The sequence below is a fragment of the Halorubrum sp. FL23 genome (assembly GCF_052439115.2).
Classification (GTDB): Archaea; Halobacteriota; Halobacteria; order Halobacteriales; family Haloferacaceae; genus Halorubrum; species Halorubrum persicum.
In genome coordinates this window covers 251,776-264,834 of record NZ_JBQVRO020000005.1, presented here as the reverse complement: position 1 = coordinate 264,834, position 13,059 = coordinate 251,776, and the positions used below count along the sequence as shown (strand labels likewise).

Here is a 13,059-nt window from a genome sequence, read left to right as displayed (position 1 = left end):
ATACGTTCGCTGAGGCGCTCGGTTTCGGCCATAGACACTCTGAAGTCGAGCGCCTCATTCTCTAACTTAACGCGACCGAACGTCCGGGGGCAAAAGTCATCGTCGCGTCGCCCCCCGCCGCCCGGTTCGGTCGCCACCCGACCCCTGCCCTCGTCGTGGCGTCGCCGCCGACAAACTACTCGACGCCACCGACAAACTACTTATCGGGTCGGCCGTAATCGCACCTATGCGACGGGTTCTCACCCTCTCCGTCATCGCCGCCGCGATAGCCCTCCTCTTGATCGGCACCGCCGGGGCCGCCGCCGCGGGACCGGCGGCCGTGGCACCCGGAGACGCCCCCGCCAGCGCGACCGCCGCCGAGTGCGATGTCGGCGACGGGACCGACATCGTCGGCTGCTGGAACGGCACCCACTACGAGGACGACCTCGCGTTCAACCAGACGGACGGGCTGAACGAGTCGGAGCTGGAGGCGCTGACCGACCTGACGATGGCTCGGGTCGAACACGTTCGCGAGCGTCCCTTCCGCGAGGACGTGCCGGTCGAGACCGTCACGCGCTCCGCGTTCACGAACGACTCCGCGAGCGAGGGCGCGGGCGGGTCGGACGCCGAGTTCCAGCGCTGGAACGACCAGGTGTGGAAGGCGCTGTTCGTCGTCGGCGAGGACGAGAACGCCTCCGACGCGATCGACAGCGTCTACGGCGGCGCGGTCTCCGGGTTCTACTCGCCGAGCCAAGACCGGATCGTCCTCGTCGTCCCGGAGGGTGAGGATCCGCAGATCGACCCGTCGACGCTGGCACACGAACTGGTCCACGCGATGCAGGACCAGTACCACGACCTCACGCGCCCCCGCTACGTCGGCGCCACGCAGGACGCCGACCTCGCGGTCGACGGGATCGTCGAGGGCGAGGCGGTCCACGTCGAGGAGCTGTACGACGCGCGCTGCGCCGCCAACTGGAGCTGTCTCGCCGCGCCCGACTCCGCCGGCGGGGGCGGCGGAACGACGCCCGACTACAACCTCGGCATCCTCCAGACCGTGCTCCAACCGTACTCCGACGGCGCGCTCTACGCCGCGGAGCTCGTCGACGAGGGCGGGTGGAGCGCCGTCAACGAGACGATGAACCAGCCGCCGACCGCGACCGCGGAGGTGATCCACCGCGACCCCGACTACGAGACCAGCGAGGTGGCGTTCAATGACACGGCCACTGACGGATGGGAGACGTATCCGGACCAAGGCGTCAACGGTTCCGACACCGCCGGCGAGGCGTCGATGTTCGTGATGTTCTGGTACCAGAGCTGGGAGTACGACTACTCGGTCCTCGATCCGTCGGCAGACGTCCAGGAGAACGTCCAGATCCACACGCGGCCGGACGAGCGGCTCCGGACCCGGATGAACTACAACTACGCCCACGAGTCGACCGACGGCTGGGCGGGCGACAGGCTGTACCCCTACCGGAACGGCGGCAACGCCACCGCGAACGGGAGCGGCGGGAACGCGACCGACGGTGAGGACGGCTACGTCTGGGTGACCGAGTGGCAGACGACCGCGGACGCGGCCGAGTTCCGCGCGGCGTACCTCCGCATGCTCACCGCCCACGGCGACGCCGAGTACGCCGACGGCGAGGCGTACGACATCGCCGACGGCGACTTCCGCGGGGCCTACGGCGTCGAGCGCGACGGGACCACGGTGACGATCGCCCACGGTCCGGAGCCGCGAGACGTCCTCGAGCTCCGGCCCGACGCCGGCTTCGACCTCCCCTCGACCGGAGACGACGACGGAGCCGACCGGGACGGGACCGACGGAGACGGGACTGACGGGGACGATGGAACCGACGGCGGCATCGACGACGCGGACGGGACCGACGGCGGAACCGATGACACCCCCGACGGCGACGACGGCGGCTCCGGCGGCCCAGACGCCGCCACCGGTGACGGCGCGCCCGGGTTCGGCGTCACCGCCGCCCTCGTCGGTCTGCTCGCGACGGTGGCCGTCTTCGCGCGCCGCGTGCGCCCCTGAGCCGGGAGCGACCTCCCGCCGGACCCGCCCGCCGACCCGCAGACGACCGCCCGGCGGACCCGGGTGGCTTTTCCTCCCTGGCGGCCGAACCGTCGGGCATGACCGAGTTCGACATCGTCGACGCGGCCGCGATCCGCGAGGGCCGGGCGACGGACGCGTACTTCGAGCGGACCGAGGCGGCCTTGGAGCACGCGGGGCGAAACCCCCGCGTCGTCGCCGAGGTCACCGCCGACCAGTTCCCCGACGGCGACTTCGAGCTGTTCGCCGGGCTGAAGGACGCGGTCGCGCTCCTGGAGGGTCGCGCGGTCGACGTCGACGCGATCCCCGAGGGGCGCCTGTTCGACGGCGGCCCGGTGATGCGGATCGAGGGGCCGTACCTCGCGTTCGCGCGGCTGGAAACCGCTCTTCTGGGGTTCCTCTCGCACGCTTCCGGGATCGCGACCGCCGGACTCGACTGCCGCGTCGCGGCGCCGGAGTCGCAGGTGCTCTCCTTCGGCGCGCGCCACGTTCATCCGTCGATGGCGGCGGCGGTCGAGCGCTCGGCGCTCGCGGCGGGGCTCGACGGGTTCTCGCACGTCGCCGCCGGCGACGTGATCGGCCGGGAGGCGTCGGGGACGATGCCCCACGCCCTCTCGATCTGCTTCGGTCGGGGCGAACAGGAGGCGGCGTGGCGCGCCTTCGACGAGGCCGTCGACGAGTCGGTCCCGCGCGTCGCCCTCTGTGACACCTACTCCGACGAGGTCGACGAGGTGCTGCGCGCGGTCGCGACGCTCGGCGACCGGCTCGACGGCGTCCGGCTCGACACCACGGGGTCGCGCCGCGGCGACTTCAGACACATCGCCCGCGAGGTGGGGTGGGAGCTCGACGTTCGCGGCCACGACGACGTCGACGTGTACGTCTCCGGCGGGCTCGGCCCCGACGACCTCCGCGAGCTCCGCGACGTGGTCGACGGCTTCGGCGTGGGCGGGTACGTCTCGAACGCCGACCCGGTCGACTTCGCGCTCGACATCGTCGAAGTCGACGGGGAGCTGGCCGCCAAGCGCGGCAAGCTCTCCGGCGCGAAGGACGTGTATCGCACCGCCGACGGCGCACACGCGGTCGGGCTGGCGGACCGCCCGGCCCCCGAGGGCGCCGAGTCGCTCATGGAGCCGGTGATCCGCGACGGCGAGGTTGTCGCCGACGACGCGTTCGACCTCGACGCCGCGGCGGAGCGCGCGCTCGCCGACGCAGCGGCGGTGGGATACGGGACGGAGTAAGGGGGCGTCGAAAAATCGGGTCGGTTGCGGCCGCTACAGCTCTTCGACCGCGCCGCCGTCGGCGCGCTCTCGGAACACCTGTCCCTCGATGAGCGTCACCATCGTCTCGTCGTCCTCCCACGCGTTCGGCGCGAGCTTGGCCTTCCGGCAGGCGCGCGAGAGGAACTCGGCGCCGGACCAGCCGTTCTCGACGGGAACCGTCGGGTAGAGCCAGCCGTGCGAGTTGCCGCCGTCGACGGCGACGCCGTGGGTGCCGACCTCGAGGTCGGCGAGGGGATCGTTGGTGAGCACCGTGTTCGAGACGACGAACACGGAGACGGTGATGTTGTCGAGCTCCTTCGGTTCGACCTCGGAGCCGCAGGAGTCGCCGGAGGCGGCCTTGATCGCGGCCTCGACGATGGCGTGACCGAGCTGATCGGAGGTCTCCCACGCGCCGGCGCAGCCCCGGAGCCGCCCCCTCCCTCGTGTGGACTCCAGCCGGACGAACGCCCCGGTTCGGGCGTAGAACGCCTCGCGCATACTGCCGGGTTGTTCTCGCTGCCCGTGTCGGACGAACGACTCGACCGCCTCCCGCGCGAGTTCGACCGCTCGTGCACCGTCGTCATACGACAGCTGAACGGTCTGAGCCTCGGACATGATAGTCCCTTACGTTGCTGACGACTTGAACGCTTCCCTTGGGGACTCGCCCGCTCACCCCCGCTTATCTGGGAGATACGGGGGGCGATCGATCCCTCCGTGGCGTCGGTCTCGACCGCGTCAGTCCCCGCCGACCGAACCGCTTATTCGCTGGCGCCGGCTACACGCGACCGGACAGAGGGAGCCCGACTCCCGTGCCTCTGGCATGAGGAAAGTCCCCCCACCGGCCGGACAGGCGACCGGGCACACGCCCGGAGTCGGAGACGGCTGGCTCTGGAACAGCAACGACACCCCCCGCCCCGACCTGTGAGTCGCGTTCGGTCGCTTCGGCGACCGGCGGCGTTCGCGGGTGACCCCGCGAACGCGCGAACCGACCCGCAAGGGAAGGGAGCTAACCCGACGAGGGCGCGTGGGTTTCCCACGTTATCGACGGGCGGGAACGGATGGAACGGCGAATCCTCGCCGGTGCAAGTCCGCGCCACAAGGTAGTCCGGCCACGGCGCGGACGCTCAGCCGAATGTCGGGACGAACCGAAGGGGGCTTACTCCCCTCAGTCCGCCTCTGCTCGCGAGCCGTGCGTGTCGCCGCCGCGATCACCTACAGGCCGAGGAGCGCCGCGCCCGCTTGGCCCGCCTGACCCGCGTTCTCCACCTCGGGACCGTAGGTGATGGCGACGTACGCGATCGTCAGGAGGAGGCTGTTGTACAGCCCGTGCATCAGCGCGACGACCGCGAGGTTCTCGGTGTACTCGTACACCGCGCCGAAGATCAGGCTCGGGACGAAGAGGATGCTGATCGAGGTCAACACCGCGCTCGCGCCGCCGCTCAGCGAGACGACGTGGGCGGGCGCGAAGACGGCGGCGGCGAGGAGGATGGCGGGGGCCGCGGAGAGCGCCTCTCGCGCGCGGCTCTGGATGACCCCGCGGAACAGGAGCTCCTCGCACGGTCCCACGACGAGGAACATGGCCGCGATCATCAGCGGCATGATCGACGGGTTGTCCAAGGTCATCTGGGCGCCCTGGTTCTGGGCCGGCTCCGTTCCGAAAAGCAACACGAGCGAGCTGAGCACGAGCGCCAGGGCGATCATCCCGACCGCGCCGAACACGGCGAGCACGAGTTCGACCACGGTCGGCCGTCGGACGCCGAGGTACGCGACGATCTCCTCGCGACTCAGGCCGCGCCACCGCAGGTAGCCGAGGCTGACGCCGACGAACGCGAGGACCTGTCCGGCGACGAACGGCACGACGAACGAGACGAGGAGCGAGGGTTGCCGCCCGGTGAGCGTCGCGACGCCGAAGATGATCCCCCCGGCGACCGTGGTGACGGCGAGGAGACCGAGAATGCCCGCGACGCCCAGCCCGAAGGCGACGCCGACCGCTCGCAGCGGCGACCCGCCGTCCGTCTCGTCGGGGGGGTCACCCGTGTCGACCGCCGTGCGGGCGGTACCGGGCTCGCCGCCGTCGCTGGCCGCGGGGTCCGCCGGCTCGTCGCGCTCACGCCCGCCGCGGCCGGATCCGGTGTCGGGGTCGGAGGGATCGCTCATCGGGCCCCGTACGGACCGATCGCTGAAAGGCCTGTCCGTCGTCGGCGCGATCGCCGGACCGGGTTGCCGTCGCCGCGCCCGCCGGAATCGACCGGTCGCCGCCCCTGCCCCGGCTTCATCGATGGAGCAGCTCGTACCACAGCACGGCGGTCACGGTCCGCCCGTCGCGGAGCCCTTCGTCGACGACGGCCTCGAGGAGGTCGTCGTACGGCACCGTCTCGACCGCGATCGACTCGTTGTGGTCGAGGTCCTGCTCGGCGGCCGGCTCGCAGCCGGTCGCGAGGAAGTGGTGGTGGACCGAGTCCGCCAGCCCGTTCGTCGGCTCCACCGTCGTCAGGCGCTCGAAGGAGTCGGCCTCGTACCCCGTCTCTTCGGCGAGCTCGCGGGCGGCGGCGCGTTCGAGGTCGTCGGCGTCTTCGGGCTCCACCGACCCCGCGGGGAGTCCCCGGTTGACCCGGCCGACCGCCTGCCGCCACTCGTCGATGACGACCGCGTCGCCGTCGGGCGTCAGCGGGAGCACCACGACCGCCGGCGGCTCGTCGACGTAGTGGTACCCGTCGGTCTCGCCGTCCGGGAAGCGCACTTCGTCGCGCCGCACGTCGAAGCCGGGGCAGGTGTAGTCGATGTCGGTGCCGAGCGTCTCCCACGCCAGGTCGTCCATGCGTCGGCGTCGGCGCTCGAGCACCTAAATCCCCGCACTCGGCCGCGGCGTGTCGACTCGGATTCGGCGACGGCCCGACGGTCACTCACGACCAGTCGCCGAGCGACGCCTGCCCGTCGGCCGTGCGTCGGTCGGCCTTCCCGTCGTCGTCCGCGTCGGCGCCGTCCGGCTCGCCGCCGACCCAGTCGGTGAGCTTGCCGCCGTCGCCGTCGGTGGCGGGTGACCGGGGCTCCGAGCCGCGTTCGCGGTCGCGTCCGTCGCCGCCCGAACCAGCCCCGCCGCCCCCCGCGTCGAACCCGCCGAGCGTCGCCTGATCGCTCTCCGCGAAGTCCAGCTTCGAGACGCGCACGCCGAGCTTCCGGACCCGGTCGCCGGCGAACTCCTCGAGGAGGTCCAGCGCCACCGACTCCACGAGGTCGGGGTCGTCGACCGGTCCGGGGAGGCTCCGGGCACGGGTGTTCACCTCGTAGGGGGGCTCGACCGCCTTGATCCCGATAGTGCGGTACAGACACCCCCGCTCGCGGGCGCGGCGGGCCACGTCGGCGGCCAGCGCGCGCACCGTCTCCCGCTTGCGCTCCTCGTCCGCCGTCGTCGACAGCGACGACTCCCGCGAGAGGCTCTTGGGCAGCCCCGTGGGCGTGACCTCCCGGTCGTCCTCCCCCCGCGCCCGCCGGTAGAGCTCCCGCCCCCGATCGCCGAGCGCATCTCCGAGGCGATCTGGGTCGGCGGCGGCGAGATCGCCGGCGGTCTCGATCCCCATCTCCGCCAGCGTCCGCTCCGTCACCGGGCCGACGCCGTGGATCTCGGCGGTCGGCAGCGACGCGAGGAACGGCTCGACCTCGCCCGGCGGCACGACGACCAGCCCGTCCGGCTTGTCGGCGTCGCTGGCGACCTTCGCGGTCGACATGTTCGGCGCGACGCCGACGCTCGCGGGCACCCCGGCCTCGCGCTCGATGCGCTCCTTGACGTGCCGGGCGTACCCCTCCGCCAGCGTCCGGGTCTCGGCGGGGCCGGCCGCGGCGCTCGGCGGGGGGTCGGCCGGCGTGCCCGCGGCGTCCCACGCGGTCCGGTCGGTGACGTCGAGGTACGCCTCGTCGACGCTCACCTCGCGGAGCACGTCGGCGCAGTCGCGGAGGACGGCCTTCACGTCGCCGGCGACCTCCTTGTAGAAGTCGAGGTCGACGGGGAGGTACCGGCCCGCCTCGCCGGGATCGGGCGCGTCCGGGTCGGCGGGGTCGGCGTTCGCCCGCCGCGGGAGCAGCTCCAGCGCCTCCGAGATCGGCATCGCGCTCTCGACGCCGTGCGCGCGGGCCTCGTAGCTCGCGGTCGCGACCGCGCCGATCGTCTCCCCGGCCTCGTAGCCCATGCCGACGACGAGGGGTTCGCCCGCCAGCTCGGGGCGGCGCAGGCGCTCGCAGGAGGCGTAAAAGCAGTCCATGTCGACGTGGAACACGACGCGGTCGCTCCCGTCGTCGTCGTCCGCGTCGGTCCCGGGGAGCGTTCCGCCCGCCATCGCCCGGGGGTCCGCGCCGCGCGGCCTTAAGAATCAGCCACGCGGGGCGGTAGTGAAGCGGAACCGCGGCGGCCGGACGAGCGGAGGAGGCGCCGCGGCGGCGACCGGACGAGCGCCGTCCTCACCGCTGATAACCGAGACGACATTCGTTTATCCGGAGAGCGCGAAGACAGGGCCATGTCCGAACGGATCGACGTGTTGCACGTCGACGACGACCCGTCCGTGCTGGACCTCACGGAGGCGTACCTCGAACGCGAGCTGGAGTCCGTCGCGGTGACGAGCGTCACGGAGCCGTCGACCGCCCTCGACGCGCTCGAAGCGAAGCAGTTCGACTGCGTCGTCAGCGACTACGATATGCCCGGCACGGACGGGCTGGAGCTTTTCGAAGCCGTCCACACGGACCACCGCAAGCTCCCGTTCGTTCTCTACACCGGCAAGGGGTCCGAGGAGATCGCCAGCCAGGCGCTCAACGCGGGCGTCACCGGCTACTTCCAGAAGGGCGGCCCCGAGCAGCTCCGACGGCTCGCGAACCGGGTCGAGCAGGCGGTCGCGGAGCACCGGACCCGCGAGATCGCCGACCGCTACTCGACGGTCATCGATGCGCTCGGCTACCCCGTCTACGTCGTCGACGAGACCGGCGTCTTCCGGTTCGTCAACGAGCCGTTCGCGGAGCTGACCGGCTACGACCGCGAGGAGATCATCGGGAGCAAGCCGGAGCTCATCAAAGACGCCGCGGCGGTCGACGAGGCCGAGCGCCGACTCGGTCGGGTCCTCTCGAGCTCCGGCCCCGACGTCGAGCGCTTCTCGGTGGACATCGTCCCGAAGGAGGGCGATCCGATCCCCTGTCGAGACCACATGGCGGCGCTCCCGTACGAGGGTACGTCGTTCGAGGGGAGCGTCGGCATCCTCCGGAACGTCTCCGACGAGCGCGCCCGCCGCGAGGAGCTGGAGACGAAGACGCGGGCGCTCGACGAGGCCCCCGTCGGCATCACGATCACCGACCCGGCCCTGCAGGACAACCCGATGGTGTACGTCAACGACCGGTTCGTCGAGATGACCGGCTACGGCCGCGGGGACGCGGTCGGCGTCAACTGCCGGTTCCTGCAGGGGGACGACACCGATCCGGCGCCGGTCGCCCGGCTCCGCGAGGCGATCAATGCCCAGGAGCCGGAAAGCGTCGAGCTGCTGAACTACCGGAAGGACGGCACGCCGTTCTGGAACCGCGTCAGCATCGCGCCGATCTGCGACGACGACGGCTCCGTCTCCGAGTGGGTCGGCTTCCAGGAGGACATCACGGCGTTCAAGCAGCGCGAGACGGCGCTCGAACACCAGAACGAGCGGCTCGACGCCTTCGCGAGCATCGTCTCGCACGACCTCCGGAACCCCCTCAACGTCGCGCAGGGGAGGGTCGATCTGGCGCGAACGACCGAAGAGCCGTCTCACCTCGACGCCGCGGCCGACGCGCTCGACCGGATCGAGTCGATCGTCGAGCACACCCTCACGCTCGCCCGCGAGGGCGAGACCGTCGGCGACCCGGAACCGGTCGCGATCGCCGAGGTCGCCGCCGACAGCTGGGAGACGGTCGACACCGGCTCGGCCTCGCTGTCGGTCGAGTCGGACGACGAAATCATGGCCGACCCGGACCGGCTCCGGAACCTGTTCGAGAACCTCGTCCGCAACAGCGTGGAACACGCCGGCGAGGAGGTGCGCATCTGCGTCGGCGACCTCTCGGACGGCTTCTACCTCGAGGACGACGGCCCCGGAATCCCCGAGCCCGTTCGCGACGCCCTCTTCGAGCCCGGAGAGAGCGGCGTCGACGGCAACACCGGCTTCGGGCTGGCGATCGTCCAGGAGATCGCCACCGCCCACGGGTGGACCGTCGAGGCGGTCGACGCGGTCGACGGCGGCGCGCGATTCGAGATCCGCGGCGTCGGACGCCCTCCGTCGCCGGCGTAACGGGGCGGAACCGGTCGGAGCGGGGCGCGGAACCGGAACGATCCCCGGCGTTCGCAAACGCCTTTGAACTTGCGGGTGTACCCACGGTCAATGGGGTTGGTCTCCGGCGTCGTCGACACCGACCGCCGAGTCATCGTGCTCGCGCTCGCCCGGATGGTCGGCGCCGCCGGCAACTCCTTTCTCATCGTCGTCCTGCCGCTGTACATCGCGAGCGACCTGGTCGACATCGACTCGCTCCTCGGGACGGCGGTCGGGGTCGGCGCGGCGTCGGTGACGCTGACCGAACCGCTGCTCATCGGGCTCGTGCTCTCGCTGTTCGGCTTCCTCAACAGCCTCTCGCAGCCGCTCACCGGGCGACTCTCTGATCGGACGGGTGTGCGCCGCCCGTTCGTGTTGGCCGGCATCCTCCTGCTGGGGACCGCGAGCGGGCTGTACACGATCGCGGACGCCTACTGGCAGCTGATCGCGCTCCGCGCGGCGCAGGGGTTCGGCGCGGCCCTCATCATCCCGTCGACGGTCGCGCTGGTCAACGAGTACGCCGCGAGCGACGCCGACCGCGGCGGCAACTTCGGCGTGTACAACACGTTCCGGCTGATCGGCTTCGGCTTCGGGCCGGTCGTCGCCGGCGCCGTCGTCTCGCGGGGGCCGTACGACCTCTCCGCGATCGGGGTACCGGTCCTCGACGGGTTCGACGCGGCGTTCGTGGCCGCCTGCGCCGGCGCGTACCTCAGCTTCGCGCTCGTCTTCCTCCTCGTGCGCGACGCCGCCGAGTCGAGCGAGGCGAGCGACGACCTCTCGATCCGCGTCCGCGGCGAGGGGCGCCTGCTCGATCCGGTGTTCGCGCTCGGGCTGGCGACGGTCGCGATGGGGATCTGCATCGCGCTGTTCGCGACCCTTCAGACGCAGGTGAACGCTCGGCTCGACCAGCCGCCGGTGTGGTTCGGCCTCCAGTTCGCGGCGGTCACCATCGCGAACGTGGTGTTTCAGGTGCCCGTCGGGCAGGCCAGCGACCGGATCGGGCGTCGCCCCTTCCTGTTGGCCGGCTTCGTGCTGCTCGCGCCCACGACGCTCCTGCAGGGGATCGTCACCGACCCGCTGGTGATGACGCTCGTCCGGTTGGCCCAGGGCGTCGCCGTCGCCTGCGTGTTCGCGCCGTCGCTGGCGCTCGCGGGCGACCTCGCGCGAGAGGGCGAGTCCGGCACGACGCTGTCGGTGCTCACGATGGGGTTCGGCTTCGGGGTCGCGGTCGGGCCGCTGGCGTCCGGCTGGCTCTACGGCTTCGGCTTCGTCGTTCCCTTCGCGGCCGGCGCCGCGCTCGCCGTCGTCGCGCTCGTGACCGTCGTGACGCAGGTCGAGGAGACCCTCGGGGCGGGGAAGGACGCTTCGACCCCGTCCGCGGCGGACTGATTCATATAAGTTCCCGACGACCGAACCGCGGACCGTGTCCCGCGACCGCGTCCACTGCGTCGACTGCCGGGAGCCGATCCCGAGCGACGCGCGGATCTGTCCCCACTGCGAGACCGTCCAGCCGTCGCCGCTCCTCGACGTCGGCGTCGTCGTCGCCGGGGTGTTCGCGTTCGTCTTCGGCGCCATCCTCGCGCTGATGACGCTGGGGACGACCCGCATGCTCGGACTCGGACTGATCGTGGTCGGGTTCGGCCTCGCCGTCGGCGGCTACACCCGACACGTCGATCGGCAAGCGGGGCGTCGCAGCCGGTGACGGCGTCTGGCTGGCGGAGTCGCTCCCCCGTCGCCCCGTCGTCGCCCCGTCTCGCGACGTTTTAAGTCGAACCGCGGGCCACGTGGTGACATGATCACGCCACTCTCCGCCGGACTCGTCGTCGCGGGCCTGCTCCTCGCGTTCGTCGGGGCTGCGGTGTCCGTCTACGCCGTCACGCTGACCGGGATCCTCGTCGGCGCCGGTGCGGGCTACCTCGCCGCGCCGACCGTCGCCGGGGTGATCGCGGTCGACGGGCTGGCGCTGGCCGGCGCGGCCGCCGCGCTCGGCGCCGCGGTGGGCGGCTTCCTCGCGTACGCCGGGCTCTCCTTCGCGGTCGTCGCCATCGGAGGGCTCGTCGGCGGCTTCGCCGGGCGGTTCGCGGTCGGCCCGATGTACGCGGCCGACGCGGCCGGGATCGAGGGGACCCTCCTTCTCGTCGGCGCCACGCTCGCCGGCGTCGCGGTCGGCGCGCTGTTCGGGTTCGTGATGAGCCGGACGACGCTCGTCGTCTCCACGGCGTTCATCGGCGCGGCGTTCGCGTCGCGGTCGATCACTCCCGCGACGCTGGACGCGGCGACCGCGGAGACGACGATCGAACCGCTGCTGTTCGACGTGAGCGCCCCCGCGTTCCTCGCCGTGTTCGCCCTCGGCGCGCTCTCCCAGCTCGGCCTCTTCAAGTTCGGCTACGTGACGAAGCTCGTCGCCCTGCTCCCCGGCGCGCGTCGGTGGACCGCCGGCGGCGACGACACCGCCGAGGGCGCCGGAGGCACCTGATCGCGCCGGGGTACCGCTCCGCCGCGCGCCCGCTACTCGTATTCGTAGAACCCCTTCCCCGTCTTCTTCCCGAGGTCGCCGGCCTCCACCTTCCGCTTGACGAGGTACGCCGGCTTGTAGCGATCGCCGAGCTCGGCGTGGAGCGTCTCGCTGGCGTCCAAGACGACATCGAGTCCGATGTGGTCGGCGAGTTCGAGCGGCCCCATCGGCACGTTCGTGCCGAGCCGCATCCCGCGGTCGATGTCCTCCCTGTCGGCGACGCCCTCGTCGTACGCGCGAACGCCCTCGTTGATCCACGGCATCAGGATGCGGTTCGTGACGAAGCCGGGCTTGTCGTCGGCCTCCCACGTCTCCTTGCCGAGACCCTCCGCGAAGTCGTGTGCGAAGTCGACGACGGAGTCGGCGGTGCGCTCCCCCACGACGACCTCCACGCCGTCCATGATCGGGACCGGGTTCATGAAGTGGAGGCCGATCACGTCGCTCGCGCGCTCGGTTGCGCTCGCGATGCTCGTGATCGACAGCGTCGACGTGTTGGTGGCGAGGACGACGTCGTCGTCGGTCACGTCGTCGAGGTCGGCGAAGATGTCGCGCTTCACGTCCAGATCCTCGACGGCGGCCTCGACGACCGCGTCCGCCTCCGCGATCGCGTCCAGATCGGCGGCTCCCTCGATCCGGTCGCGGATCGTCTCGGGGTCCTCGTCGAGTCGGTCCTTCCCGTCGAGTCGGGCGAGGCTGTCGTCGATGGCGTCGAGCCCGCGCTCGACGTACGCCGGCTCGATGTCGCGCATCACGACCTCGTAGCCGGCGGTCGCGGCGACCTGCGCGATCCCGTTGCCCATCGTGCCGGCCCCGACCACGCCGACGGTGTCGATGTCGGATAGCTCCCGCATGGAGGTCGCTGCCGCGCCGCGGGTGGTAAGTATTGCGGCTCCGCGGTCGCGCCCCGCCGGTCCGGGTGTCCGTTCACCTTGTTTGGTAGATAAGTAA

The 13,059-nt window shown here is 71.6% G+C and carries 11 protein-coding genes and 1 other RNA gene; 7 read left to right on the top strand and 5 right to left on the bottom strand.

Features of this window, described 5'->3' with window-relative positions; genetic code table 11:
• Positions 1 to 226: 226 nt before the first annotated feature.
• Both ACT4MF_RS08750 and ACT4MF_RS08745 read left to right on the top strand, forming a co-directional pair.
• Positions 227 to 2,014, top strand: a complete 1,788-nt coding sequence (locus tag ACT4MF_RS08750) for an Hvo_1808 family surface protein (RefSeq protein ID WP_099253884.1) — start codon at positions 227 to 229, stop codon at positions 2,012 to 2,014.
• A 98-nt stretch (positions 2,015 to 2,112) separates the two neighbouring features.
• Positions 2,113 to 3,270: a nicotinate phosphoribosyltransferase gene (locus tag ACT4MF_RS08745; protein ID WP_444682222.1), complete on the top strand. Its 1,158-nt coding sequence runs from the start codon at positions 2,113 to 2,115 to the stop codon at positions 3,268 to 3,270.
• A 33-nt stretch (positions 3,271 to 3,303) separates the two neighbouring features.
• Here ACT4MF_RS08745 and ACT4MF_RS08740 read toward each other — a convergent pair whose 3' ends face one another.
• Positions 3,304 to 3,906, bottom strand: coding sequence for a TIGR00296 family protein (locus ACT4MF_RS08740; protein WP_099253886.1), 603 nt, complete (start codon positions 3,904 to 3,906; stop codon positions 3,304 to 3,306).
• Between the two features lie 173 nt (positions 3,907 to 4,079).
• Between ACT4MF_RS08740 and rnpB the strand changes: the two genes are divergently transcribed.
• Positions 4,080 to 4,462: RNase P RNA component (gene rnpB / locus ACT4MF_RS08735), an RNA gene on the top strand.
• Positions 4,463 to 4,503: 41 nt separating this feature from the next.
• On the opposite strand, the gene ACT4MF_RS08730 is transcribed toward rnpB, so the two are convergent.
• The 3 genes from ACT4MF_RS08730 to ACT4MF_RS08720 form a co-directional block, all read right to left on the bottom strand.
• Positions 4,504 to 5,448: a CPBP family intramembrane glutamic endopeptidase gene (locus tag ACT4MF_RS08730; protein ID WP_444682223.1), complete on the bottom strand. Its 945-nt coding sequence runs from the start codon at positions 5,446 to 5,448 to the stop codon at positions 4,504 to 4,506.
• A 115-nt stretch (positions 5,449 to 5,563) separates the two neighbouring features.
• Positions 5,564 to 6,109: an NUDIX hydrolase gene (locus tag ACT4MF_RS08725; RefSeq protein ID WP_444682224.1), complete on the bottom strand. Its 546-nt coding sequence runs from the start codon at positions 6,107 to 6,109 to the stop codon at positions 5,564 to 5,566.
• Positions 6,110 to 6,194: 85 nt separating this feature from the next.
• Positions 6,195 to 7,622 (bottom strand): Y-family DNA polymerase, encoded by a 1,428-nt coding sequence (locus ACT4MF_RS08720; protein WP_444682225.1) that lies wholly within the window; start codon positions 7,620 to 7,622, stop codon positions 6,195 to 6,197.
• Positions 7,623 to 7,799: 177 nt separating this feature from the next.
• Here ACT4MF_RS08720 and ACT4MF_RS08715 point away from each other — a divergent pair, with 177 nt between their 5' ends.
• The 4 genes from ACT4MF_RS08715 (at position 7,800) to ACT4MF_RS08700 (ending at position 12,072) form a co-directional block, all read left to right on the top strand.
• On the top strand, positions 7,800 to 9,578 hold the full coding sequence (locus ACT4MF_RS08715; protein ID WP_444682226.1) for a hybrid sensor histidine kinase/response regulator: 1,779 nt from the start codon (positions 7,800 to 7,802) through the stop codon (positions 9,576 to 9,578).
• A 90-nt stretch (positions 9,579 to 9,668) separates the two neighbouring features.
• On the top strand, positions 9,669 to 10,985 hold the full coding sequence (locus ACT4MF_RS08710; RefSeq protein WP_444682227.1) for an MFS transporter: 1,317 nt from the start codon (positions 9,669 to 9,671) through the stop codon (positions 10,983 to 10,985).
• 34 nt (positions 10,986 to 11,019) lie between these two features.
• A complete protein-coding gene (locus tag ACT4MF_RS08705) occupies positions 11,020 to 11,298 on the top strand; it encodes a zinc ribbon domain-containing protein (RefSeq protein ID WP_099253892.1) in 279 nt (92 codons plus the stop codon).
• Positions 11,299 to 11,388: 90 nt separating this feature from the next.
• Complete coding sequence (locus ACT4MF_RS08700; protein ID WP_444682228.1) at positions 11,389 to 12,072, top strand: phosphate ABC transporter permease; 684 nt, start codon at positions 11,389 to 11,391, stop codon at positions 12,070 to 12,072.
• A gap of 32 nt (positions 12,073 to 12,104) precedes the next feature.
• On the opposite strand, the gene ACT4MF_RS08695 is transcribed toward ACT4MF_RS08700, so the two are convergent.
• Positions 12,105 to 12,962: a 3-hydroxyacyl-CoA dehydrogenase family protein gene (locus ACT4MF_RS08695; protein WP_444682229.1), complete on the bottom strand. Its 858-nt coding sequence runs from the start codon at positions 12,960 to 12,962 to the stop codon at positions 12,105 to 12,107.
• Positions 12,963 to 13,059 lie beyond the last annotated feature (97 nt).

Excerpts from the sequence above, each read along its gene's own strand:
- ACT4MF_RS08725 (WP_444682224.1), bottom strand. The coding sequence starts at position 6,109 with ATGGACGACCTGGCGTGGGAGACGCTCGGCACCGACATCGACTACACC.
- ACT4MF_RS08750 (WP_099253884.1), top strand. The coding sequence starts at position 227 with ATGCGACGGGTTCTCACCCTCTCCGTCATCGCCGCCGCGATAGCCCTC.
- ACT4MF_RS08700 (WP_444682228.1), top strand. The coding sequence starts at position 11,389 with ATGATCACGCCACTCTCCGCCGGACTCGTCGTCGCGGGCCTGCTCCTC.
- ACT4MF_RS08745 (WP_444682222.1), top strand. The coding sequence starts at position 2,113 with ATGACCGAGTTCGACATCGTCGACGCGGCCGCGATCCGCGAGGGCCGG.
- ACT4MF_RS08710 (WP_444682227.1), top strand. The coding sequence starts at position 9,669 with ATGGGGTTGGTCTCCGGCGTCGTCGACACCGACCGCCGAGTCATCGTG.
- ACT4MF_RS08740 (WP_099253886.1), bottom strand. The coding sequence starts at position 3,906 with ATGTCCGAGGCTCAGACCGTTCAGCTGTCGTATGACGACGGTGCACGA.
- ACT4MF_RS08730 (WP_444682223.1), bottom strand. The coding sequence starts at position 5,448 with ATGAGCGATCCCTCCGACCCCGACACCGGATCCGGCCGCGGCGGGCGT.
- ACT4MF_RS08695 (WP_444682229.1), bottom strand. The coding sequence starts at position 12,962 with ATGCGGGAGCTATCCGACATCGACACCGTCGGCGTGGTCGGGGCCGGC.
- ACT4MF_RS08715 (WP_444682226.1), top strand. The coding sequence starts at position 7,800 with ATGTCCGAACGGATCGACGTGTTGCACGTCGACGACGACCCGTCCGTG.
- ACT4MF_RS08720 (WP_444682225.1), bottom strand. The coding sequence starts at position 7,622 with ATGGCGGGCGGAACGCTCCCCGGGACCGACGCGGACGACGACGACGGG.